At 74.4% G+C, this 19,815-nt stretch carries 24 protein-coding genes; 10 read left to right on the forward strand and 14 right to left on the reverse strand.

All coding sequences use genetic code 11. The features are described from left to right. The first annotated feature begins 7 nt into the window (after nucleotides 1-7). Nucleotides 8-652: a hypothetical protein gene (locus tag ACQPZ4_RS26490; protein WP_433040577.1), complete on the forward strand. Its 645-nt coding sequence runs from the start codon at nucleotides 8-10 to the stop codon at nucleotides 650-652. A 216-nt stretch (nucleotides 653-868) separates the two neighbouring features. Here the strand turns inward: ACQPZ4_RS26490 and ACQPZ4_RS26495 are convergent, their stop codons facing one another. The 5 genes from ACQPZ4_RS26495 to ACQPZ4_RS26515 form a co-directional block, all read right to left on the reverse strand. Next, complete coding sequence (locus ACQPZ4_RS26495) at nucleotides 869-1,681, reverse strand: hypothetical protein (RefSeq protein WP_433040580.1); 813 nt, start codon at nucleotides 1,679-1,681, stop codon at nucleotides 869-871. Then, on the reverse strand, nucleotides 1,678-1,848 hold the full coding sequence (locus ACQPZ4_RS26500) for a hypothetical protein (RefSeq protein ID WP_433040583.1): 171 nt from the start codon (nucleotides 1,846-1,848) through the stop codon (nucleotides 1,678-1,680). Before ACQPZ4_RS26500 ends, ACQPZ4_RS26495 begins: the two co-directional genes overlap by 4 nt. A gap of 5 nt (nucleotides 1,849-1,853) precedes the next feature. After that, nucleotides 1,854-2,174 carry a PadR family transcriptional regulator gene (locus ACQPZ4_RS26505; protein ID WP_433040586.1) on the reverse strand — a complete coding sequence of 107 codons (321 nt, stop codon included), beginning with the start codon at nucleotides 2,172-2,174 and terminating at the stop codon, nucleotides 1,854-1,856. 37 nt (nucleotides 2,175-2,211) lie between these two features. Beyond that, nucleotides 2,212-2,991 carry a hypothetical protein gene (locus ACQPZ4_RS26510; RefSeq protein WP_433040589.1) on the reverse strand — a complete coding sequence of 260 codons (780 nt, stop codon included), beginning with the start codon at nucleotides 2,989-2,991 and terminating at the stop codon, nucleotides 2,212-2,214. Nucleotides 2,992-3,054: 63 nt separating this feature from the next. Next, nucleotides 3,055-3,312, reverse strand: coding sequence for a phosphopantetheine-binding protein (locus ACQPZ4_RS26515; protein ID WP_433040592.1), 258 nt, complete (start codon nucleotides 3,310-3,312; stop codon nucleotides 3,055-3,057). 202 nt (nucleotides 3,313-3,514) lie between these two features. Here ACQPZ4_RS26515 and ACQPZ4_RS26520 point away from each other — a divergent pair, with 202 nt between their 5' ends. After that, a complete protein-coding gene (locus ACQPZ4_RS26520; RefSeq protein WP_433040595.1) occupies nucleotides 3,515-5,029 on the forward strand; it encodes an ankyrin repeat domain-containing protein in 1,515 nt (504 codons plus the stop codon). On the opposite strand, the gene ACQPZ4_RS26525 is transcribed toward ACQPZ4_RS26520, so the two are convergent. Together ACQPZ4_RS26525 and ACQPZ4_RS26530 are read right to left on the reverse strand one after the other, a co-directional pair. Continuing rightward, nucleotides 4,991-7,375: an Hsp70 family protein gene (locus ACQPZ4_RS26525; protein WP_433040598.1), complete on the reverse strand. Its 2,385-nt coding sequence runs from the start codon at nucleotides 7,373-7,375 to the stop codon at nucleotides 4,991-4,993. The genes ACQPZ4_RS26520 and ACQPZ4_RS26525 overlap by 39 nt on opposite strands. Before the next feature lie 67 nt (nucleotides 7,376-7,442). Then, the gene (locus ACQPZ4_RS26530; RefSeq protein WP_433040601.1) at nucleotides 7,443-7,907 is read right to left on the reverse strand and encodes a hypothetical protein; all 465 of its coding nucleotides are present in this window, start codon (nucleotides 7,905-7,907) and stop codon (nucleotides 7,443-7,445) included. An 84-nt stretch (nucleotides 7,908-7,991) separates the two neighbouring features. Here ACQPZ4_RS26530 and ACQPZ4_RS26535 point away from each other — a divergent pair, with 84 nt between their 5' ends. Then, nucleotides 7,992-8,360 carry a response regulator gene (locus ACQPZ4_RS26535; RefSeq protein WP_433040603.1) on the forward strand — a complete coding sequence of 123 codons (369 nt, stop codon included), beginning with the start codon at nucleotides 7,992-7,994 and terminating at the stop codon, nucleotides 8,358-8,360. Here the strand turns inward: ACQPZ4_RS26535 and ACQPZ4_RS26540 are convergent. The 3 genes from ACQPZ4_RS26540 to atzF are packed head-to-tail and all read right to left on the reverse strand — an operon-like array spanning nucleotide 8,326 to nucleotide 12,389. Continuing rightward, nucleotides 8,326-8,982, reverse strand: coding sequence for a response regulator transcription factor (locus ACQPZ4_RS26540; protein WP_433040606.1), 657 nt, complete (start codon nucleotides 8,980-8,982; stop codon nucleotides 8,326-8,328). The two genes, ACQPZ4_RS26535 and ACQPZ4_RS26540, sit on opposite strands and share 35 nt — an antisense overlap. Further along, on the reverse strand, nucleotides 8,982-10,724 hold the full coding sequence (locus ACQPZ4_RS26545; protein WP_433040609.1) for a sensor histidine kinase: 1,743 nt from the start codon (nucleotides 10,722-10,724) through the stop codon (nucleotides 8,982-8,984). Before ACQPZ4_RS26545 ends, ACQPZ4_RS26540 begins: the two co-directional genes overlap by 1 nt. Before the next feature lie 54 nt (nucleotides 10,725-10,778). Further along, complete coding sequence (atzF, locus tag ACQPZ4_RS26550; protein ID WP_433040612.1) at nucleotides 10,779-12,389, reverse strand: allophanate hydrolase; 1,611 nt, start codon at nucleotides 12,387-12,389, stop codon at nucleotides 10,779-10,781. Nucleotides 12,390-12,429: 40 nt separating this feature from the next. Here atzF and ACQPZ4_RS26555 point away from each other — a divergent pair, with 40 nt between their 5' ends. Together ACQPZ4_RS26555 and ACQPZ4_RS26560 are read left to right on the forward strand one after the other, a co-directional pair. Further along, a complete protein-coding gene (locus tag ACQPZ4_RS26555) occupies nucleotides 12,430-12,825 on the forward strand; it encodes a RidA family protein (protein ID WP_433040615.1) in 396 nt (131 codons plus the stop codon). After that, on the forward strand, nucleotides 12,822-13,253 hold the full coding sequence (locus ACQPZ4_RS26560) for a hypothetical protein (protein WP_433040618.1): 432 nt from the start codon (nucleotides 12,822-12,824) through the stop codon (nucleotides 13,251-13,253). The genes ACQPZ4_RS26555 and ACQPZ4_RS26560 overlap by 4 nt, the downstream gene beginning before the upstream one ends. Here ACQPZ4_RS26560 and ACQPZ4_RS26565 read toward each other — a convergent pair. Beyond that, nucleotides 13,229-13,615 carry a winged helix-turn-helix transcriptional regulator gene (locus ACQPZ4_RS26565; RefSeq protein WP_433040621.1) on the reverse strand — a complete coding sequence of 129 codons (387 nt, stop codon included), beginning with the start codon at nucleotides 13,613-13,615 and terminating at the stop codon, nucleotides 13,229-13,231. The genes ACQPZ4_RS26560 and ACQPZ4_RS26565 overlap by 25 nt on opposite strands. Nucleotides 13,616-13,658: 43 nt before the next feature. Between ACQPZ4_RS26565 and ACQPZ4_RS26570 the strand changes: the two genes are divergently transcribed. From ACQPZ4_RS26570 to ACQPZ4_RS26590, 5 genes are all read left to right on the forward strand, one after another. Then, the gene (locus ACQPZ4_RS26570) at nucleotides 13,659-14,024 is read left to right on the forward strand and encodes a DoxX family protein (RefSeq protein WP_433040624.1); all 366 of its coding nucleotides are present in this window, start codon (nucleotides 13,659-13,661) and stop codon (nucleotides 14,022-14,024) included. Nucleotides 14,025-14,058: 34 nt separating this feature from the next. Further along, complete coding sequence (locus tag ACQPZ4_RS26575) at nucleotides 14,059-14,241, forward strand: hypothetical protein (protein WP_433040627.1); 183 nt, start codon at nucleotides 14,059-14,061, stop codon at nucleotides 14,239-14,241. Between the two features lie 178 nt (nucleotides 14,242-14,419). Next, nucleotides 14,420-16,021: an endonuclease/exonuclease/phosphatase family protein gene (locus ACQPZ4_RS26580; protein WP_433040630.1), complete on the forward strand. Its 1,602-nt coding sequence runs from the start codon at nucleotides 14,420-14,422 to the stop codon at nucleotides 16,019-16,021. Nucleotides 16,022-16,088: 67 nt separating this feature from the next. Next, nucleotides 16,089-16,697 carry a PadR family transcriptional regulator gene (locus ACQPZ4_RS26585; RefSeq protein ID WP_433040633.1) on the forward strand — a complete coding sequence of 203 codons (609 nt, stop codon included), beginning with the start codon at nucleotides 16,089-16,091 and terminating at the stop codon, nucleotides 16,695-16,697. After that, nucleotides 16,694-17,053 carry a hypothetical protein gene (locus tag ACQPZ4_RS26590; protein ID WP_433040636.1) on the forward strand — a complete coding sequence of 120 codons (360 nt, stop codon included), beginning with the start codon at nucleotides 16,694-16,696 and terminating at the stop codon, nucleotides 17,051-17,053. The genes ACQPZ4_RS26585 and ACQPZ4_RS26590 overlap by 4 nt, the downstream gene beginning before the upstream one ends. A 121-nt stretch (nucleotides 17,054-17,174) precedes the next feature. Here the strand turns inward: ACQPZ4_RS26590 and ACQPZ4_RS26595 are convergent, their stop codons facing one another. The 3 genes from ACQPZ4_RS26595 to ACQPZ4_RS26605 all read right to left on the reverse strand — a co-directional run bounded on the left by ACQPZ4_RS26595 (nucleotide 17,175) and on the right by ACQPZ4_RS26605 (nucleotide 19,809). Continuing rightward, on the reverse strand, nucleotides 17,175-17,678 hold the full coding sequence (locus ACQPZ4_RS26595; protein ID WP_433040639.1) for an HIT family protein: 504 nt from the start codon (nucleotides 17,676-17,678) through the stop codon (nucleotides 17,175-17,177). A 156-nt stretch (nucleotides 17,679-17,834) separates the two neighbouring features. Further along, nucleotides 17,835-18,374, reverse strand: coding sequence for a Chromate resistance protein ChrB (locus ACQPZ4_RS26600; protein ID WP_433040642.1), 540 nt, complete (start codon nucleotides 18,372-18,374; stop codon nucleotides 17,835-17,837). A 97-nt stretch (nucleotides 18,375-18,471) separates the two neighbouring features. Continuing rightward, nucleotides 18,472-19,809 carry a DHA2 family efflux MFS transporter permease subunit gene (locus ACQPZ4_RS26605; protein ID WP_433040645.1) on the reverse strand — a complete coding sequence of 446 codons (1,338 nt, stop codon included), beginning with the start codon at nucleotides 19,807-19,809 and terminating at the stop codon, nucleotides 18,472-18,474. Between the last annotated feature and the right edge of the window lie 6 nt (nucleotides 19,810-19,815).

The raw sequence follows: 19,815 nt of genomic DNA on the forward strand, positions 1-19,815 counted from the left end.
TGGGCCGATGTGGTGGATCGGCGGCTCGCCGTGCTCGGGCAAGAGCACGATCGCGGCAACGCTCAGCGGTCGGCCGCGCCCGGGCGAGAGCACGGCCGCCGCAACGCTCGGCGGCGGCGGCGGCGGCGCCGGCGACGGCGGCCCGGTCTACTCGTGCGACGACGCGTTCGAGCGGCACGGCGGACCGACGTTCGACCTGGTCCGGGCGATGAGCATCGGGCAGCGCCTGGCCCAGCCGATCGAGGTCCAGGTCGAACAGCAGTTCCGCCTGTACCGCGAGCAGTGGCCCCAGATCCTCGCCGACCTCACCGCACCGTCGATTGTGGAGGGTGCGGCGCTGATCCCCGAACTGTTGGATTCGCACGGGGTGCCCCGCGACCGCGCCGTGTTCGTCGTGCCCACGGCGGAGTTTCAGCGCCGGCAGTACCGTCGCCGCTCCTGGGTCTGGACGCTCCTTGCCACCACCGGCGATCCCGAGGACGCCTTCGACCGGTGGATGCGGCGGGACGAGACCTTCGCCCTGCTCGTCGCCGACCAGGCGCGCGACGCCGGCTATCGGGTGCTCACCGTCGACGGCACCGAGTCCGCCGCCGACCTGGCCACCGCCGTCAGCGTGCTGCTCGCGCCGGAGCGTGCGCCCGGTCCACACTGACGGCGCGGCCGCCCCGCCGCCAACGTGCGGCCCGCACCGGAGCGTGCACCCGGGCCGCGATGACGACGCAGCCGCCCGGCCGCCCCGCCGCCAACGTGCGGCCCACACCGGAGCGCGCACCCGGGCCACACTGACGGCGCGGCCGCCCCGCCGTCAGCGTGCGGCCCGCACCGCAGCGCGCACCCGGTCCACACTGACGGCGCGGCCGCCCCGCCGCTACCGTGTGGCCCGCGCCGGAGCGTGGACCCGCGCCGCGATGACGGCGCCCAGCGCGAAGGCGGCCAGCACCAGGAACACGGGCGCGTCGGCGTTCACGTCGTCGGCGATGGTGAAGCTCTCCTGCCAGGTCGAGCCCCAGCTGCCGATCCCCAGCGAGGCCGGCATCCACCACGGCCAGCGGGACTGGTCGAACGGCCAGTACGGGTCGCCGAGGTAGCGCACCGCGTAGCCGACGTCCACTGCCGCGAGCCCGCCCGCGATCCCGGCGATCCACCCCGGCCACTGCCGCCCGCCGCGGACCAGCAGCGCGGCGACGGCCAGGGCGACCATGAGCAGCCAGCAGAACACGACGACCTCGCGGGCCGTCTTGTCGAACGTGACCGGCCGACCGGCGCCGAGGTCGTACACGACGGCGTAGAGCGCGCCGCCGGGCAGGGTCACCGCCGGAATCAGCAGCGCGATCGGCATCCGGCGCGGCCCGAACCGGCCGCCGACGACCGCCATGACCACGGCCCCGGCGAGCGGCCCGACCAGCGGAAGGCACGAGGCCGCGAGCCCGACCAGGACCGCCGCGACCGGCAGCACCACCAGCAGCCGCGCCCCGGACCAGGCCCGGCGGGCGGCCGGCGCGAGCGAGAAGCGCCGTACCCGCGGGCGGGTCGCGGCCAGGCTGAACGCGAACGTGAACGCCCGCCAGTGCCGCCCGGCCGCCGCCAGCTCATGGACCTCGCCCGACCACTCGGCCAGCATCTCCTCGCGCAGCTCACCCGGCCAGCGCAAGGCGGCAAGGCGCAGCAACAGCCCGGTCACCACGCCGGCCGCGTCTCGCCGGCCGCGCTCGGCCCGGCCGGCCGCGCGCGCAGCAGCACCCCGGTCACCACGCCGGCCGCGCTCGGCCCGTCCAGCCGCGCACGCACCAGCAGCCCGGTCACCACGCCGGCCGCGCTCGGCCCGTCCAGCCGCGCACGCACCAGCACCCCGGTCACCACGCCGGCCGCGCTTCGCCCGCCGCCGCGGTCGGCCCGTCCAGCTGCGCGCGCAGCTCCGCAAGCGCCTGCCGCGCCGCGACGACGCCCTCGGCCGTGAGCCGGTAGAAGCGCCGCGCGGGCCGCCCGGCCGCGACCGGGTCGATGGCCTCCCAGCGCCGCTCCAGCCAGCCGGCCTCGGTGAGCCGGGTCAGGATCGGGTACAGCGTCCCGCTGGCCAGCCCCGCCGCCTGCATCAGCTCCAGCCCGTAGTGGTCGTCCTCGGGCCGCGCGAGCAGGGCGGCGAGCACCCTGGCCGTCGGCACGGTGATCCGCATGCGCTCACTATATCGCTGCTCTACATAGGGTCAAGCCTCAGTCCATCTCGTGCTTCCACCCGTGGATGACCTCGGCGTCGAACCGCTCGGCCAGGGCGCGCGCCTCGTCCTCCCGCATCGGCGGGACGAGCAGGTCGACGGTCTTGTGGTGCTGCACGCCGTACCGGCCGCGGACCGCGCTGGTGAACACCAGCCGCAACGGCGCCCCGGTGACCTCGACCGCGTGCAGCGTGCCCCCGGCCGCGAACGCCGTGTAGCCGCCGGGCCGGCGCAGCACCCCGTGCGCCCCGATCCGCACCTCCCCCGACTCGTCGTCGGCGAGCCGCAGCGAGAGGTTGCCCAGCCGGGCGAGGACCAGCATGACCACGGCGAGGACGAACACGACGCCCCCCGCGCCGGCCAGTACGGTGTCCCCGGCGGCCAGCCCGACGAGCGCGAGCAGCACCGCGAGCCCGATGGCCACGTACAGCCCGATGAGGCTGCGCCGCAGCCGAGCCGCCTCGACCTGCCTGGCCGCGGCCCACTGCTCCCGGCTGTACGGCCAGGTCGCCCACGCCCGCCCGGCCTCCAGGCGCGCGACGTCGCGCAGGTACCGGCCCGGGTTCATCACCATCACCGTGATCCCCAGCGTGAGCACGATCAGCGCCAGCACCGTGCCCGGCACGAGCCAGTTGACGAGCGTCACGAGCTGCGGGTCGGCGTCGCCGCCGAGCACCAGCCGCAGGAATCCCCACATCGCGACCCCGAACAGCGGGAACCCGCCCAGCACGACCAGCAGCAGCGTGCGCAGATGCCCGATCGAGAACACCTTCGTCATGCCGCCCGACGGTAGGCAACGACCGCGATCAACAGCAAGCACGGACGCCAACCGGACAGCGGCTCAGCCCGCCTCGGCCGCCAGCAGTTCCTCCAGCGCCGCGGCGACCTGCTCGACGGTGGTGTTCACGAACAGCAGCGACAGCGGCACCTCGAGGTCGAGCGCGGCCCGGAACCTGGCCGCGACCCGCGCCGCCAGCACCGAGTGCCCGCCGATCGCGAAGAACTCGTCGTGCACCCCGATCCGCTCGATCCCCAGCACCTCGGACCAGACCTCGGCCACAAACTCCTCGGATGTCGTACGGGGCAGCTCAACGGACACGCCGCCAGCATATCGGTCCCCGGCGATCCGGCGCGGCCCCGCGGCGCGCGCGGCTACACTGGGGACCGGCTTCCAGGGAGCCGCCGGTCCGCGGGAATGGGCGCAGCCCACCTGGTGCGAGCACCTGGCGTCACCCTCGCTTCCTTTCGGCCTGACCGCGGACACAGGCAGACGAGAGGAGGCCACCGTGCCGGCCCGAGGCATGCCCGAACGCCCCAACCTGGAGCACTTCCGCCGCCAGGCGCGCACCCTGCAGCGGGCCGCCCGCGCGGGCGAGACCGACGCCGTGCGGCGCATCACCGCGCTGCATCCTGCTCCGGTACCCCCAGTGCCCGCCCTCCCGCTCAGTGCCGCCCAGCTCGTGGTGGCCCGCGAGTACGGGTTCGCCAGCTGGCCCCGCCTCACCCGCTACGTCCACACCGTCGCCGAGCACGGCTGGGACACGAGCCTCGGCGCGCAGCCGGCCTCCGATCCGGCGGACGAGTTCTGCCGGCTCGCCTGCCTCAGGTACAGCGGCGACGACGGCCCCGACCGCTGGACCCAGGCCCGCGACCTGCTGGCCCGCCACCCCGACCTGACCGCCGGGCACATCTGGGCGGCGGCCGCGGCGGCCCGCCCCGACGAGGTGCGCCGGCTGCTCGCCGACCGTCCCGACCTCGCCTCGGCACCCGGCGGCCCGTTACGCTGGCGGCCGCTGTTCTCCCTGGTGTACTCCCGGTTCGACGCACAGGTCCCGCAGGACGACGTGCTGGCGGCGGCCCGCGCCCTCCTGGACGCCGGCGCCGACCCGAACGACGGGTACCTCTTCGACGGCCTCCCCTCCCCCTTCACCCTGCTGACCGGGGTCTTCGGCGCCGGGGAGCAGGGCCGGCACCGCCAGCCGACCCATCCGCACTGGCGCGCCCTGGCCCGGCTGCTGCTGGACGCGGGCGCGGACCCGAATGACGCGCAGACGCTGTACAACCGGATGTTCGAACCTGACGACACCCACCTGGAACTGCTGTTCGCCCATGGTCTCGGCACCGGCGACGGCGGCCCGTGGAAGGCGCGGATCGACACGCTGGACACCCCGGCGCAGATGCTGCGCATCCAGCTGCGCTGGGCGGTCGAGCACGGCCAGGCGGCCCGGGTCCGCCTGCTGGCCGGGCACGGCGTCGACGTGGCCGCCCCGTTCACCGACGACGGTCCGCGCTGGGCTCCCGGCGACGGCCGCACCCCGCTGGAGCTCGCCGAGTTGTACGGTGCCGCCGAGATCGCCGCGTTCCTGGTCGCGCAGGGCGTGCCCCGGCCCGCGTCCGACCCGGCGCACGAGCTGATCGCCGCCGCGTTCCGGGCCGACCGGTCCACTGTGGAGCGCCTGGCCGCCGAGCACCCGGAGGCCGCGGCCGAGGCGAGGCGCCGCCGTCCCGGGCTCATGGTGTGGGCCGCCGCCCGCGCCTCGGCCGGGACCGTCGCGCTGCTGGCCGGGCTGGGGTTCGACGTCAACGCCTACGGCCGCGGCGACGCACCGGCCGACGGCGCCTGGGAGACCGCCCTGCACCACGCGGCGGCCAACGGCGACGTGGCCCTGGCCCGGCTGCTGCTGGACCTGGGCGCCGATCCGGCTCTGCACGACCGGCGCTTCGGCGCCACCCCGCTGGACTGGGCCCGGCATTTCCAGCGGGAGGCGACGATCGCGCTACTCGCTCCGCTTGCGCCCGGCGCTGCGGAGGAGTGAGGGCACCACGACGCCGGCGGCCGCGGCGACGGCGAGGACGAGCCAGAGCCACGGGTGGCCGTTGGAGTCGCGGTCGAAGCGGATGAAGGTGTACCAGTACCAGCCGTGCAGCAGCTGCGCGACCCGGCCCTCGTCGGCGTGTTCCCAGGCCGCTTCGAGCAGCAGCAGGAGGCTGCAGCCGGCGATCACGGTGAAGCCGACCCGGGCCCCGTCGGTGTGGGTCGCGGGGTCGCGGACCACGGCCGGGCGCAGGAGGGCGGCCAGGGACAGGGCGGCGGTGAGCATCAGGGTGAGGCCGAACAGGAAGCCGCCCCACCAGGCCAGCTCGCCGCCGGAGCCGATCAGGCCGCCGAGGGGCTGCAGGTCCTCCATGCCGTCGCCGTCGAGGCCCGCGTACGGCAGTCTGATCGGGCTGTTGCTCGCGATCACCAGCACCGCGCCGGCGGCGGCCCACGCGGCGAACCAGCGGACGCGGCCCGGGCGGGGCGGGCCGAGCGGGTCGGCGGTGTGCGGGCGGGCGATGCGGTAGAGCGCGGCGAGCAGGGCCAGCGCGGCGCCGGCGGCAAGCAGCCAGGGGCCGGCGTCGGTGTACTCGTGGTCGCCGCCGGAGTGGCCGTTGCCGTCGACGGACAGGGCGTACTCCGGTTCGTGGATCAGGGCCAGCACCAGCAGGCCGAGTACGCCTCCGGCGGCGGCGACCACGGCGGGACCCAGCGACCGGTACGCCGGTCCGCGCGGGCCGCCCGGCCGGCCGCCCACCGCCACCGCCGTCATCATGGCGAGCAGGACGAACAGCGAGGCCGGCTGCAGCGGGGTGAGCAGGCCGGACAGGAACGGCGGGGACACCCGGTCGTACGTGTCGCGCACCAGCAGCGACAGCGCCCCGAGGCCGGCGATGACCGCGAACGCGACGACCGACCACAGACCTGGCAACCGCCGCGGCGCCTCGGCCTCCGGCGCCTCGGCTTTCGACGCGCTGGGCTCAGGTGCCGCCGCCTCAGGCTCCGCCGACGACTCGTCCGTCGGTGGCGAAGTCGGTGGCGAAGTCGGTGGCGAAGTCGGAGCGGCAGACGGTGGCGAGACCGGCGCGGCCACGGCAACGGCGGCCCGCGCGACCGGCCCGGCAGATCCGTTTCCGGACGCCGCGCCGAGCCCGGCCGCGGGTGTCGTCTCGAACCCGGCGCCGGGCGCCGGCACGGGCGCCGCGGACACCGGAACGGCCGACACCGGCGCCGCCGCAAAGGCAGCCGTGGTAGGAGCGGCAGCGAAGGCGGCCGTGGCCGGGGCGTCGGCGAGGAGACTGCCGTGCGCGACCACCAGCTCCGGCTGCTCCAGGATCACCGGCGCGATCCCGAGCGCCTGGTGCAGCAGCGTCGCCACGAGCGGCACCCGGCTCCCCCCGCCGACCAGGAACACCCCGGCCAGCCGCCCCGCGGTCACGTCGCTGGCGAACAGCGTCGCCGTGGTCAGGGCGATCGTCCGGTCCAGCCACGGCCGCGCGAGGGCCTCGAACTCCGGCCGGGTCAGGTACAGGTCGACGTCCAGCAGCGGAATCGCCATCGCCGCCGTCGTGGAGCGGCTCAGCAGTTCCTTGGTCGAGCGGGCGTCCTCCCACAGGGCGCGGCGGTGGCGGCGGTCGGCGACCGTGGCCGGCTGTTCGAGGCGCTGCCACACCTCCGGGTTGCGGGTGGCGATCCCGGCCCGGATGCGCTCGACGATGGCGGCGTCGAGGTCGATGCCGCCGACGTCGTCGAGGCCGTTGGCGGCGGCCACGTGCCAGCCGTCGCCGGTGCGGCGCACGACGCTGATGTCGAAGGTGCCGCCGCCGAAGTCGTACACGACGACGGCGTGGCCGTCGGGGACGCGGTGGCCGAGGACGCCGGTGAAGTACATGGCGGCGGCGACCGGCTCGGCGACCAGGGTGGCGGCGGGCAGCCCGGCGGCGGTCGCGGCGTCGGTGAGCAGGGTGCGGCGGGTCGCGCCCCAGCCGGCCGGGTGGGTCAGGACCGTCGCGCCGGGCGGGCCGCCCAGCGTGCGGGTGGCCTCCTCGGCGACCCGGCGCAGGATCGCCTCGACGAGGGTCGGCACCGGCACGTCGTGGCCGTTGAGCAGGACGCTGCCGTCGTCGATGCGGCGTTTCGGGTGCGGCTCGTAGGCGCTGGGCTCGATCCGCGCGCTGCGTTCGGCGTCGCGGCCGACGAGCAGGCCGTCGGCGCCGAGGTACACGGCCGAGGGCAGCAGCGGCGAGGCCTCGAACAGCAGGGCGTCGGCGCGGCCGCCGTCGCGGGCCAGGACGGCGACGGTGTGCGAGGTGCCGAAGTCGATCCCGATCCGGGCGGTCTGCATGATCGTTCTACCTCCAAGACGACGTCCACCGAGTGACGGATGGGCGCGGCCCGCGTTTGATACAGGCTCAGCAATTGACGTCGAAGTCGATGCCGGCCGAGCCGACGTTGGTCTCGTACTCGAACTTGACGCTGAACTTCCGCCGCTCCGCCGGGTACGTGCCGCGGATCTTGACCACGACGCTCGCGCCGGAGGCCAGGGTGCCGGTGGCCGGGGTGACGGTCACGCTGCCGCCCGGCTCGGCGACCCGCGAGGTCCAGGCGACCGACCCGTTCGCCGCGATCAGCTGCACCTCGGTCTGAATGTCCGAACAGGACACCCGCTGGCGGGTCTGCGCGGTGCTGCGCGAGGTCAGCGTGCCGGTCTTCGCGGCCTTCGTGGTGGCCTTGGCCTGCGGGGTGGCGGCCTTCGTGGTGGCCGGTGCGGGCGCGGGCCGCTCGGGTTCGGGCTGGGTCTGCGGTTCCGGCTTGGTCGTGAACCCGCAGCCGAGCAGGAACACGGCGGCCACGGCGGCGGCGAGGCGGACCTTCATGCGCCCACGATCGCCGCCCGGGCGGGCGATGTCGTCAGGGCTGGCACGGATGACAGCGCGCGGGAACCCGGTCATGGTGGCCCGATGAGGCCCCGGGTGCTGATCGTCGACGACCACGCCGGGTTCCGCCTGCTGGCCCGCACGTCCCTGGAGGCCGCCGGCTGCACCGTCGCCGGGGAGGCCGCGACCGGCCGCGACGCCCTGCAGCTGCTCGCGACGACCGTTCCGGATGTGGTACTGCTCGATATCCGCCTCCCCGACGCCGACGGGTTCGCGGTCTGCCGGGCGATCCGCGCGCTGCGGCCGGCGGTGCGGGTCGTGCTGTGCTCGGTCCACCCGGTCGCCGACTACGGTCCCGCCTACGCGGAGTGCGGCGCCGACGGCTTCGTACCGAAGCACGAGTTCACGGCGGATGCGCTCATGCGCGGGCCTGGCGCAGCCGCTGGTACATGAGCACCGCGAGCACCCGCTGGTGCGTGTCCCGCTCGTCCTCGATGCCCAGCGCCCGGTAGACGGCGCGGGTGTGGGTCTCGACGGTACGGTCGTTGATGCCGAGCCGGGCCGCGATCGCGCTGTTGCTCAGCCCGCCGGCCATCAGCTCCACGACCTCCGTCTGCCGGTCGGTGAGTGCGCCGAGCCCGTCGGGGGCCCGGCCGCGCAGCAGCAGCGCGGAGATCTCCGGGTCGACCACGCAGCCGCCGCCCGCGATCCGGCGGACCGCGCCGAGCAGCCCGTCCTTGCCGCTGACGCGCTCCTTGAGCAGGTAGCCGACGCGGTGCATGCCGCCTGAGACGAGCGCCATGAAGTACTCGGCCTCGACGTACTGGGACAGCAGCAGCAGCCCGATGCCGGGGTCGCGGCGGCGGATCTCCACGGCGGCGTGCAGGCCGGTCGGGCCGGGGCCGGGCGGCAGCTGGATGTCGATGATGGCGACGTCGGGCTGCGCCGCCCGCACGGCCTGGACGAGCCGCGGCGCGTCGGGGGCCTCGGCGACCACGTCGACGCCCTGGTGCTTGAGATGGTCGACGAGCAGCTCACGGTACAAGTGATGGTCTTCGGCAATGACGACGCGCATCAGGCCACCTCTGCGAGCGCGGGCAGCACCGCGGCGACGGTCGTGCCCCGGCCGGGCGGGCTGGTGACGGTGAACGTGCCGCCGACGGCGTGGACGCGGTCCTGCAGGCCGAGCAGCCCGCGGCCGCCGTCCGGGGCCGCGCCGCCGGTGCCGTCGTCGGTCACGGCCACGTGCAGGGCGGCGCCGGTGTGCCGCAGCACCACCTCGGCCCGGCCGGCCCGGCCGTGCTTGAGGGTGTTCGCGAACGCCTCCTTGACCAGCAGATACACGGTGTACTCCACGGTCGGCGCCAGCCGCGGCACGTCGAAGCCGGTCAGCGTCACCGGGATCGGCATGGTCGCGGCCAGTGAGCGCACCGCCGGGCCGATGCCGAGGTCGGTCAGGGCCGCGGGGCGCAGGCCGTGCGCGATCTCCCGCAGTTCCCGGGTGACGTCGCGCAGGGCCTGGTCGCTGCGGCGCAGGGCGTCGAGGGCGGGCTCGTCGGCGGTACCGTCGAGGCGGTGCACGGCTTGGTTGAGGTAAGCGGCGGCGACGGCAAGATTCTGTTGGGCCCCGTCGTGCAGGTCCTGGCCGAACCGGCGGCGTTCGGCGTCGGTGGCGGCCACGATCCGCTCCCGGGAGCGTTCGACCTCGGCCAGCATGGCCCCGGCGAGCCGGTGGCGTTCCAGCGCGACGGCGGCCCCCGCGACCACCGCGTCGAGCCGGACGGGGTCCTCCCGCAGCGCCGGATCGTGCACCAGCAGGCCGAGCGGCCGCCCGTCGAAGTCGATGCGGGTGGACGTGCGGGGTTCGTGTGGCTCCGGCGGTACCAACGCGGCGTTGTCGGCGTCGAGGTAGCGCTGGGAGGCGGGGTCCCACACGCCGACCTCCACGGTGTCGTCGCGCAGGCTGCGGCGCAGGAGCGTGCGCAGCGCCGGGATCGAGGCGCCGGCCGGGGACGCGAGCTCGACGAGCAGTTCGTCGACGCGGGTCGGGCCGATGCGCAGCCGCAGCACGCCGGCGAGGAACCCGAGCGGCAGCAGGCAGCACCACGCCTTGTACGCGAGCAGGACCGCCTGGCCGCTGGGGCTGTCGTAGCCGGCGACGCCGCCGACCGCGGTCGCGAGGGCCCCGCCGACGCCGGTGATGAACACCGGGGCGAGGATGAGCCGCAGCGGCGGGCCGGCCGTAATCCAACGGCGGACGAGCACGACGAGGACGCCGAGCGCGACGATGCCGCCGCCGAGTTCCATGCTGTCGGCGACGAACTGGCAGAAGCCGGGTTCGTCCCAGATCATCAGCAGGTTCGGCGGTTTGGTCTGGCCGCGGCTGGCCGGGTTGTAGAACAGCATCCCGAACGCGGGCCAGCCGACGGCGACCACATAGGACAGTGCGGCGAGGCCCTGCTGGACGCGGGTGGTGAGCCGGCCGGTCGGGTACGCGAGCACCAGGTGGGCGCCGAGCGCGGTCGAGAGGTGCGCGCAGAGGCCGCCGATGGCGAAGATCCACGGTGCCCACGAGAACTGCAGGTCCTCGGCGAACCAGCCGGTGCCGTAGAGGACCATGAGCAGCCCGACGCGGTTGCCGGGGCGGCGGCGGTCGGCGACCAGGCCGGCGGCGAGGAACGCGAACCCGGTGATGCCGCCGAACACCAGGTCGGCGATGGGGTGGGAACCGTCGGCGGCCTTGAGGGTCAGCCCGGCCACCCCGACGACGGTGCCGAGCGCCGCGATCGCCGGGACCAGCGCACGGGACAGGCGCATGGCGGGATTGTCGGGCACCGCGGGGGTTTCGTGGCGGCGCCCGACAGAAATCCGTCAGAACGCGTGCCGCCACCCGCCGGCCGCGCTGATGTCCACGCCGTCGCGGATGCCGTGCTCCTCGGCGAGGAAGCCGAGGACCTCGGTGCCGTCGTCGAGGGTGATCCGGCCGAGGCCGAGCGGGGCGGGGACCCCGTCGAGCAGGGCGCCGAGGGCGGGCCGCGGCAGCCGCCACACCTCCAGGGCGATCCCGGCGGCCGGCCCGTCGCCGGTGCGGACCAGCCCGGGCCGGGGGACGCCGGGGCCGGGGAGGCGGAACAGCCGGTACCCGGATGCGGTGCGGGCCCGGTATTCCAGCGCGGCGCCGAGACCCACGAGCTCCCCGTTGAGCGGCAGCCCCGACATGTGCGCCCCGACGACGGCCACGAGCGTCGTGCCCGGTTCCCCCGGTTTCCCGGCCTGTTGGATTGTTTCGCCGGTCCACCGCGCGGCCAAATCCAACAGTGCGTGATCGGCGAACGCAGGCCCGATGAACTGCACCCCGAACGGCAGCCGATCGGGGCGGTGACCGGCCGGAACGGCGACGGCGCACAAATCCAGCAGGTTGACGAAGTTCGTGTACGTCCCCAGCCGCGCGTTGACCGCCACCGGCTCCGCGGCCACGTCGGCGAACGTCGGGTGGCCCGGGGTGGTGGGCAGCAGGAGGGCGTCGATGCCGTACCAGATCGGCTCGGTCGCCTGCCGGAACCCCGCGAGCCGGTCCAGGCCCGCGAACACCTCGGCCCCGGTGACGTTCCGCCCGGGTGTGACGATCCCCTTCACGATCGGGTCGGCGGTCTCGAGGAGATGCCCGAACCCGTGCCAGCGTTCGGCGAGCCACGGCCCGCCGTACAACAGCGTGGCGGCGGCGAGGAAATCCCCGATCGGCACCGGCACCAGCCGCCCGACCCTGGCCGCGTGGTCGAGTGCCGCCTTCCAGGCCACGGCGTGCTCGGGGTCGAGATCGATCGGCCCGTCGGGGACGCCGATGACCCGCGGCCGGGCGGCGACGTGCGCGGGCGGCCGCGGCGGGGCGGCCCGCGACCACGCGTCGTCCGGATCGGCCCCGACCAGGAGATCAAGGGCCTGCCGGGCGGCGCCGACGGTGCGGGTGAACGTCGTGACACAGTCCAGGGACCGGCACGCGGGCAGCACCCCGGCGGTGGAGACCAGCCCGCGGGTCGGCTTGAGCCCGACGATCCCGTTGAACGCGGCGGGCACCCGCCCCGACCCGGCGGTGTCGGTCCCGAGCGCGAGCGGCACCTCCCCGGCGGCCACGGCCAGGGCGCTGCCGGAGCTGCTGCCGCCGCTGACGTGGGCGGCGCTGAACACCGAACCGCTCGCCCCGTACGGGCTGCGCGTCCCCACGAGACCGGTGGCGAACTGGTCCATGTTGGTCTTGCCGAGCGGTACGGCGCCCGCCTCCTCCAGCCGCCGCACGGCGGTCGCCGACCGCTTCGCGACCCGGTCCTCCAGCGCGGGACAGGCGGCGGTGGTGGCCAGGCCCTCGACGTCGATGTTGTCCTTGACCGCGAACGCCTGCCCGTGCAGCGGCCCGTCGGGCGCGTCCCGGCGCCGCCGCTCGACCTCGGCGGGATCGAAGCGGCTGATCCAGATCATGTGTGTCATGGGACCACCCCGTTGTTTCCCGCGCGTGAATACTGATCCGGTGATCGAACGCCGCAATCCGCCGGGCGTGCACCCCACGGCCGGCTACAGCCACATCACCGTGTCGACCGGGCGGCTCGCGCATCTCGCGGGTCAGTGTCCCCTGGATCTCGGCGGTTCGGTGGTCGGCCCGGGCGACCACGCGGCCCAGACCGACCAGGTGATCGCCAACTGCCTGGCCGTGCTCGCCGCCGCCGGTGCCGCCCCGGCCGACGTCGTCCGGTCCGTCATCTACGTCGTCAGCGCCGAGAGTTCGGTGCTGTCGGCGGTGTGGCGGCGGCTCAACGACTCCCCGCTCGGCCCCGCGTTCACCTCGGCCAGCACCCTGCTCGGCGTGGCCGCGCTGGGCTACGAGGGCCAGCTCGTCGAGGTCGACCTGACCGCCGCCCTGCCGTGAGCGCGCGCGGCGCCCGGCGTGGAGAGCTCGCCCTGCGCGACTGGCTGCGGCCCCGGCTCACCCCCGCGATGCTCGACGACCTCGCCCGCCTCGACCACGGCATGCAGGTCGAGGAACACCGCGCCGCCCTGCAGGAGCTGCTGCTCGTCAAGCACCTGCCGACCGAGCTGGACTGGACCCCGCGCGAGGTCCTCGAGCTGGCCTCCCACGAGGCACCCCCGCTGCCGCGGCTGTTCGCGTGCACCGTCCTCGTCCGGGCCGGCGCGCTCAACCCGGCCCGCATCGTCGCGGCACTGGTCGACGAGGCCCTCGCCCTCGGCCCGGACGCGACCGATGCCGCGGCGGACTTCCTGACCTGGTGCCGCGACCACGAACCCGACGACGACGTACGCCCGATCCTGGCTCAGGCCCTGACCCGGCTCGCATAGGCCGCCCGGCTGGTCTCGATGTCCGCCCCGTGCTCGCTCGCCCACCCGGCCAGCGCCAGCGCGGGCGCGATCAGGCTGCGACCGAGCTCCGTCAGGTTGTACTCGACCCGCGGCGGCACCTCCGCGTGCACCGTCCGCGCGACGAGCCCGTCCCGCTCCAGATTGCGCAGCGTGAGCGTCAGCATACGCTGGGAGATGCCAGGAATCTGCGCCTGCAGGTCGGTGAAGCGCACCGTGCGCTGATCCAGCGTGGCGACCACGAGCAACGTCCACTTGTTGCAGATCTGGTCGAGAATGGGCCGGATCGTCCGCCCGCCGTCACCGCGGATCAGGCACAGCTTGCTGGGGTTGGGCACATGCATGTTCCTTTTGTACGCCCCGATTCCGTGCCCCATCATCGGTCCCATGGAGCTTGCGTACTGGATTCTCGGCGGACTGCTCGCCCTCTTCTACCTCTACGCCGGCGGCAAGAAGGCGGTGCAGAGCCGCGAGCAGCTGCTGCCGATGATGGGCTGGGTCGACACCATGCCCATGCCGCTGGTACGGACCATCGGCGTCCTCGAGCTGCTCGGCGCCGTCGGCCTGATCCTCCCGCCGCTGACCGGCATCGCCCCGGCGCTCGCCCTCGCCGCCGCGGCCGGCCTGGTGCTGATCCAGATCGGCGGCATCGTCACGCACCTGCGCCGCGGCGAGGCCCGCCTCATCGGCCTCAACATCGGCCTGCTGCTCGCCGCCGCCGTCACGGTCTGGCTCGCCACCGTTTGGCTCTGATGTTCCGGCCCCGCGCGGTGCCATACTCCCCCGCATGAAACCCACGGTCCAGTCCTGGACGCTGATGATCGCCGGCGGCGTCTTCATCCTCATCGGGCTGGCCGCGTCGGTCGGCATGCTGAAGTCCCGCTTCAGCATGGTCGTGGCGATCGCCGTGGGCCTGGTCCTGCTGACGGTGGGCGTCAGCCTCTACCTCCGGCCCCTGGCCTCGCATTGACGGTTCGCGTTCAACCAACCGCCTTCGTGTGTACAGCCTGTGCCCCTACCTTCGCCGCATGCGTCGACCGGTGGCGGGCGTGCTCGCGTCCCTCGTCATGGCATGTTCCCTCAGCACCGCACCGGCGGCCGCGGCGGCTGATCCGGTCGGCGGTCCCGGCGGCATCCGCTTGCGGGTGATGACCCTCAACATCCTCTACGGCGGCGACGACTACGACCTGTCCACCGGCGACTTCTGCGCCGAACCGGACGGCTGCCCGCAGACCCTCCGCGAGCTGGAACGCCTCATCCGCGACGCCCGGGCAGACGTGGTCGGCGTGCAGGAGCCGGAGCGCAACGCCGAGCGGATCGCCGCCGACCTCGGCTGGTACGGCAGCAACCGCGCCCACGTCATCTCCCGCTACCCGCTGATCGACCCGCCCGGCAGCGGCGGCCTGTACGTCTTCGTCCAGGTCGCCCCGGGCCGCGTGATCGCGGTCGCGAACACCCACCTCCCCTCGGACCCGTACGGCCCGTACCTGGTCCGCGACGGCGGCACCCGCGACGAGGTCCTGGCCCTGGAGCGCAGCGTCCGCCTGCCGGCCGTCCAGCCGCTGGTGCGCGTCCTGCCGACCCTGGCCCGCCAGGGCATCCCGGTCCTGCTCACCGGCGACTTCAACAGCCCGTCCCACCTGGACTGGACGCCGCCGGTCGCCGCGGTACGCCCGGAGGTCCGCTACCCGGTCCGCTGGCCCGCGAGCGCCGCCCTGGCCGACGCCGGCCTCGTCGACACCTTCCGCGAGGCCCACCCCGACCCGGTCCGCACGCCTGGCTTCACCTGGACCCCGGGCGGCCCCGAGACCGACCCCCACGAGGTGTACGACCGCATCGACTGGGTCCTGCGCGCCGGCCCCACCCGCACCATCGCCAGCGAGGTCGTGCCCTGGTCCCGCGCGCCGCACCCGTCCGCCACCACCGACGCCACGCTCGCGACCACCACCTCCTCGCCCGCCGCCGACCACCTCAGTGGCACGTCGGTTGCCGGCCCGTCGTCCTCGGCCACAGATCGCAGCGCCACGACCGCGGGTCGTGCACCGCACGCGGCCGGCAGCACGGCCGCCGCGACCGGCGCCGCGACGGCAGATGCCGGGCGCGCGCCGTACCCGACCGACCACCGCGGCGTCGTGTCCACTGTGGACGTGCAGGCCGCGGTGCCGCCCGCGCTGGTCGCCCCGGCCACGCGGCGCGTGACGGTCGGGCAGCCGCTGGCGGTCGCGTTCCACCAGCCGGCGTCCCGCGGCGGCGCGGTCGCCCTGGTCGACGACCGCGGCCGGACGGTCGCCGCCCAGCCGACGGGCCGCACCGACGGGACCGTCACCTTCCGCACCAAGGGCCTGGCGCGGGGCCACTACCGCCTCGTGCTGCTGGCGGCGGGAGGGCGGCAGCTGTCGGGTACCGACGCGTGGTTCTATGCCCCTGAAGAAGGCACGTCGTTGACCGTGGATCGGCCCGTGTTCAAGGCCGGGCAGCCGATCGGGCTGCACTTCACCGGTGCCCCGGGGATGGGGCTCGACTGGGTTTCGATCTTCCGCTGCACCTCCGATGGCTGCGCCGGGAACGACGAGTACCTGGTCTACGCCTACACGGGCTCCGCGATCGAGGGCGCTGTGTCGATCGGCCCCGGCTCGACTGCCGGTTACGAGTCGTGGCCGCTGCCGCCCGGCCGCTATGTCGCGCGCCTGCTGCCGGACGACGGTCTTCGCTCGGTTGCCTCGTCCTCGGAGTTCCGCATCGCCGCCTGACCATCATTGCACCGCGCGACCGACTATGGCAAACTGCAATAGTGCGAGATGCCATAGGAGGTGGGAGATGCGGAAGCCGGACCGGGACATGGCCTCGCTGACCGTCCTCGCCCTCCTGCTCACCGGCCCGCGGCACACCTACGAGATGGCCCTGCTGATCGAGCGGACCCACAAGACGTTCGTGACGGGCCTGCCCCGCAGCCTCTACCACGCCGTCGACAAGCTCCTCGCCGCCGGCCACATCCAGGTCGCCGACACCACCCGCGACGGCGCCCGCCCCGAACGCACCGTCTACGAGCTCACCGACGACGGCCGGCTGCGCCTCGTCGAATGGGTCCACCTGATCCTCAGCGAGCCCGACACCGACTCGTCGCTGTTCGGCCCCGCCCTCACCTACTGCGGCTGCCTGCCCCCGATGGAGGTCACCGAGGCGCTGCGCTACCGACGCACCGAACTCGACCGCCGGGCCGCCGAAACCCGCCGCGTCCTGGAGGCGACCCGCGACACGGTGCCCAGAATCCTCATGGTCGAGGTGGAGTACGAGGCCGCGCGCCTGGAGGCCGAGCGGGCCTTCGTCGACGGGCTGCTCGCCGACATCAAAACGGGCCGCCTCACCTGGTCCACCAACCCCGACGACCTGGCCGACATCGACGAGCTCCTGCGGGAGGACGGATGAAGCTGCTGTACTCCGCGACCGCCCCGATCAACGCCCCGCTCGCCGACGTCCTGCCCCTGATCGACGGCGACTTCGCCCTCGACGTCATGGTGCCCCCGGCCGCGCGCGCCCACGTCGACGTCGACCACCGCCCGGGCGTGCTCGGCTTCCAGGGCCACTGGTGGTACCGCGGCGAGCTCGAGGCCACCGCCACCCCGACCGGCACCGACCTGACCTACCGCGTCTACAACATCGCCAAGCGCGGCAGCGCCTGGGCCGTCCCGCTGGCCAACAAACTGTTCATCGGCTACGACCAGACCGTCCGCGCCGGCGTCACCGGCGTGGCCGCCGCGATCGAACGGCACCTCGCCACCTGACGCTCCCCCACCCGCGCCCCACTCCGGCGCGGCGCGCACCCCGATCGTCCGCGACCCACCCGACGCCCGCCCCGAGCCACGGTGAACGGCCGGCCGACGAGCGACCCGGTCCATCGACGGGCTAAGGCCGCTCCAGAGCGGCCCGGATGTCGGCACCGAGCGCCTCGAACTCCCCCGGCGCGAGGTCCAGGATCCCGCGCTCGGCCATCAGCGCCCGGTACTGCTGCTCCCCGTACGGCACGCCGGGCGGCAACGGCGCCACGTGCCAGTGCACGTGGGCGTTGCCCTGCATGCTGCCGAGCGACAGCAGATAGGTCCGCTCGGGCCGCACCACCTCCGCGACCGCGCGAGCGACCAGGTGCACCACGCCCTGCATCGCGAGGTACTCCTCCGGACCCAGCCCGCCGACCACGTCCTCGACGTGCCGGCGCGGGGCGACGAGCGTGTACCCGCGCAGCGTCGGGTACCGGTTGAGCCAGGCCACGTGGACGCCGTCGTCGTACACGAGGACGTGCTCGTATCCCGGCTCACCGGCCACGAACGCGCAGATGAAGCAGCGCCCCGTCCGCACCCGCCGCTCGTAGCCGGCCAGATCCATCGCCACCCGCCGGTCGCCGCCGCTCATCCGGTGACCGTACTGCCAGGAACTCCCTCGACCGGCCCACCTTCGACGGAGGCCCGGCGGCAATCCTCGCCGGACAGCACACGACCAGGGCGATCCCGGACGACTTCCACGATCCGGACGACACCCGCCCGGTTCACGCCGTTCCCGCAGGCGGGCTCAGGACGCGTCGGCGGGCACGGCAGCGGCCTCGAACTTGGCCACGGCCTCGGCGAACTGCACGACCGCCGCCTCGGCCTCCGCACGACCGGTGGCGCCGAAATAGTCGCGGGCGGCGATCTTCGCGATCCAGGTGCGGAACCGCTCCAGCTCGGCCTCGGACTCCTCCACCTCCGCGTACGTCACCCGGCCGCGGGCGGCCCCGGCGGCGAGCTCGGCCAGCAGCGGGGGCGTCCGCTCCAGGATCTCCCCGTACTCGGCGTCGCGGGCCACATTGAACTGGTCCACGACGCTGGCCAGCTCCCGCGGGTCGTCGAGCGTGACGGTGAGCACCTGCCCGGTGCCCCCTTTGGCCAGCACCTGCCCGATGAGCCGCCGCACCTGGCGCGCGATCTCCTCGCGGGCCGGCAGCAGGCACACCGACTGCTGCAGGTACAGGGCGCCGAGCGCGCGCAGGTTGCGCCACACCGTCACCCGCAGGCCGGAGGTGCCGCCGGCGGTCGAGACCGAGATCAGCAGGAACGGCTCGGCGTCAACCACGCAACGAACGTAACACGTCGATGCAACGACTGTTGCACCACATGGTCACGACCGAACTCCATGGGTGCGACCACGTCGCGTCCCGCGTCCTAGGAAACTAGGAGCTGGCTGAGGAACTGACCGCAGCCGCGACCGCAGCCGGTGTTCGGCGCATGGGCAGCAGCAGGGCCGGGATCAGCGTCAGGGCGGTGAAGGCCAGAACCCACCAGAATGTCCGCGCGAAGGCCTCCGCACCAGGGGCGCTGCGCTGCAGGATCGCGGCCAGCACCGCCGCCCCCACCGAGGCGCCCACCGTCTGGATCATCGTCAGGGCGCTCGTCGCCGCCGGGATGGACGACGGGTCCAGGCCCTGGTACGCCGCTGCCGAGACCGGGACCGCCACCGCCGCGATGCCGATGCCCCACACCAGCAGGGCCGCCGCGAGGAGCAGGGCCGGCGGGTGGCGGTCGACCTGGGTGTAGGCCACCGCGGCCGCCGTGGAGATGGCGATGCCGGCCAGCACGACCGGCCGGGCGCCCACGCGATCGGTCAGGCGGCCCACGTACGGCAGGGCGAGCATCGTGCCCAGGGCCTGCGGCGCCAGGAACAGGCCGGCCGAGAGCGCGGTGCGGCCGGCGGACTGCTGGAAGTACAAGGGAATCAGCATCAGGGCGCCGAAGATGGACAGCCGGGACAGGAAGTTGAGCGCCGACGCCGCGCTCAGGGCGCGGTGGGAGAACAGGCGCACGTCGATGAGCGGGTCGGGCGTGCGCAGGGCGTGCACCGCGAACGCGGCCAGCAGCGCCGTGCCGATCGGGAGCAGCCACCACAGCGGGCGGGACAGGGCGTACACGAGGATCGCCAGCGCGGGCGACAGCAGCGCCACGCCGAGCAGGTCGAGGGCGGCGGGGCGGCGCGGGCCGGCGGTGATCGTGCGGTACGAGAGGAGGACGGAGAACAGGCCGATCGGGACGTTGACGAAGAAGATCCAGCGCCAGCCGAGGCCGTCGACGATCGCGCCGCCGAGCAGCGGGCCGGCGATCGGGGCGAGCTGGGCGGGGACGGCGGCCAGGGCCATCACGCGGCCGCGCCGCGACTCGCCCGCCGCGGTGGCCAGGATCATCAGGCCGAGCGGAATGATCATGCCGCCGCCGAGGCCCTGCAGGGCGCGGAAGGCGATCAGGGACGCGGCGTTCCAGGCGAGGCCGCACAGCAGCGAGCCCGCGACGAAGACGGCCAGCGCGGACAGCCACACCGCGCGGGTGCCGAAGCGGGTGGCCAGGCTGCCGGTGAGCGGGACGACCATCGCGATCGTGAGCAGGTACACCGTGTTGACCCACTGCACGACCGCGAACTCGCGGCCCAGGTCGGCCAGGGCGATGGACACCATCGTCATGTCGAGCATCGCGGTGAAGGTTCCGGCCACCACGACGGCGCCGAGTTTCCAGAGGGCCATGGCTAC

This window comes from Dactylosporangium sp. CS-033363 (genome assembly GCF_050942475.1).
GTDB lineage: Bacteria > Actinomycetota > Actinomycetes > Mycobacteriales > Micromonosporaceae > Dactylosporangium.

What these genes read in the sequence shown, in the direction of transcription:
- ACQPZ4_RS26530 (WP_433040601.1), bottom strand. Translation starts at nt 7,907, where the DNA reads ATGAAGGTCCGCCTCGCCGCCGCCGTGGCCGCCGTGTTCCTGCTCGGC.
- ACQPZ4_RS26505 (WP_433040586.1), bottom strand. Translation starts at nt 2,174, where the DNA reads ATGCGGATCACCGTGCCGACGGCCAGGGTGCTCGCCGCCCTGCTCGCG.
- atzF (WP_433040612.1), bottom strand. Translation starts at nt 12,389, where the DNA reads ATGACACACATGATCTGGATCAGCCGCTTCGATCCCGCCGAGGTCGAG.
- ACQPZ4_RS26520 (WP_433040595.1), top strand. Translation starts at nt 3,515, where the DNA reads ATGCCCGAACGCCCCAACCTGGAGCACTTCCGCCGCCAGGCGCGCACC.
- ACQPZ4_RS26540 (WP_433040606.1), bottom strand. Translation starts at nt 8,982, where the DNA reads ATGCGCGTCGTCATTGCCGAAGACCATCACTTGTACCGTGAGCTGCTC.
- ACQPZ4_RS26570 (WP_433040624.1), top strand. Translation starts at nt 13,659, where the DNA reads ATGGAGCTTGCGTACTGGATTCTCGGCGGACTGCTCGCCCTCTTCTAC.
- ACQPZ4_RS26575 (WP_433040627.1), top strand. Translation starts at nt 14,059, where the DNA reads ATGAAACCCACGGTCCAGTCCTGGACGCTGATGATCGCCGGCGGCGTC.
- ACQPZ4_RS26585 (WP_433040633.1), top strand. Translation starts at nt 16,089, where the DNA reads ATGCGGAAGCCGGACCGGGACATGGCCTCGCTGACCGTCCTCGCCCTC.
- ACQPZ4_RS26565 (WP_433040621.1), bottom strand. Translation starts at nt 13,615, where the DNA reads ATGCATGTGCCCAACCCCAGCAAGCTGTGCCTGATCCGCGGTGACGGC.
- ACQPZ4_RS26535 (WP_433040603.1), top strand. Translation starts at nt 7,992, where the DNA reads ATGAGGCCCCGGGTGCTGATCGTCGACGACCACGCCGGGTTCCGCCTG.
- ACQPZ4_RS26525 (WP_433040598.1), bottom strand. Translation starts at nt 7,375, where the DNA reads ATGCAGACCGCCCGGATCGGGATCGACTTCGGCACCTCGCACACCGTC.
- ACQPZ4_RS26545 (WP_433040609.1), bottom strand. Translation starts at nt 10,724, where the DNA reads ATGCGCCTGTCCCGTGCGCTGGTCCCGGCGATCGCGGCGCTCGGCACC.
- ACQPZ4_RS26490 (WP_433040577.1), top strand. Translation starts at nt 8, where the DNA reads ATGTGGTGGATCGGCGGCTCGCCGTGCTCGGGCAAGAGCACGATCGCG.
- ACQPZ4_RS26510 (WP_433040589.1), bottom strand. Translation starts at nt 2,991, where the DNA reads ATGACGAAGGTGTTCTCGATCGGGCATCTGCGCACGCTGCTGCTGGTC.
- ACQPZ4_RS26595 (WP_433040639.1), bottom strand. Translation starts at nt 17,678, where the DNA reads ATGAGCGGCGGCGACCGGCGGGTGGCGATGGATCTGGCCGGCTACGAG.
- ACQPZ4_RS26605 (WP_433040645.1), bottom strand. Translation starts at nt 19,809, where the DNA reads ATGGCCCTCTGGAAACTCGGCGCCGTCGTGGTGGCCGGAACCTTCACC.
- ACQPZ4_RS26580 (WP_433040630.1), top strand. Translation starts at nt 14,420, where the DNA reads ATGACCCTCAACATCCTCTACGGCGGCGACGACTACGACCTGTCCACC.
- ACQPZ4_RS26590 (WP_433040636.1), top strand. Translation starts at nt 16,694, where the DNA reads ATGAAGCTGCTGTACTCCGCGACCGCCCCGATCAACGCCCCGCTCGCC.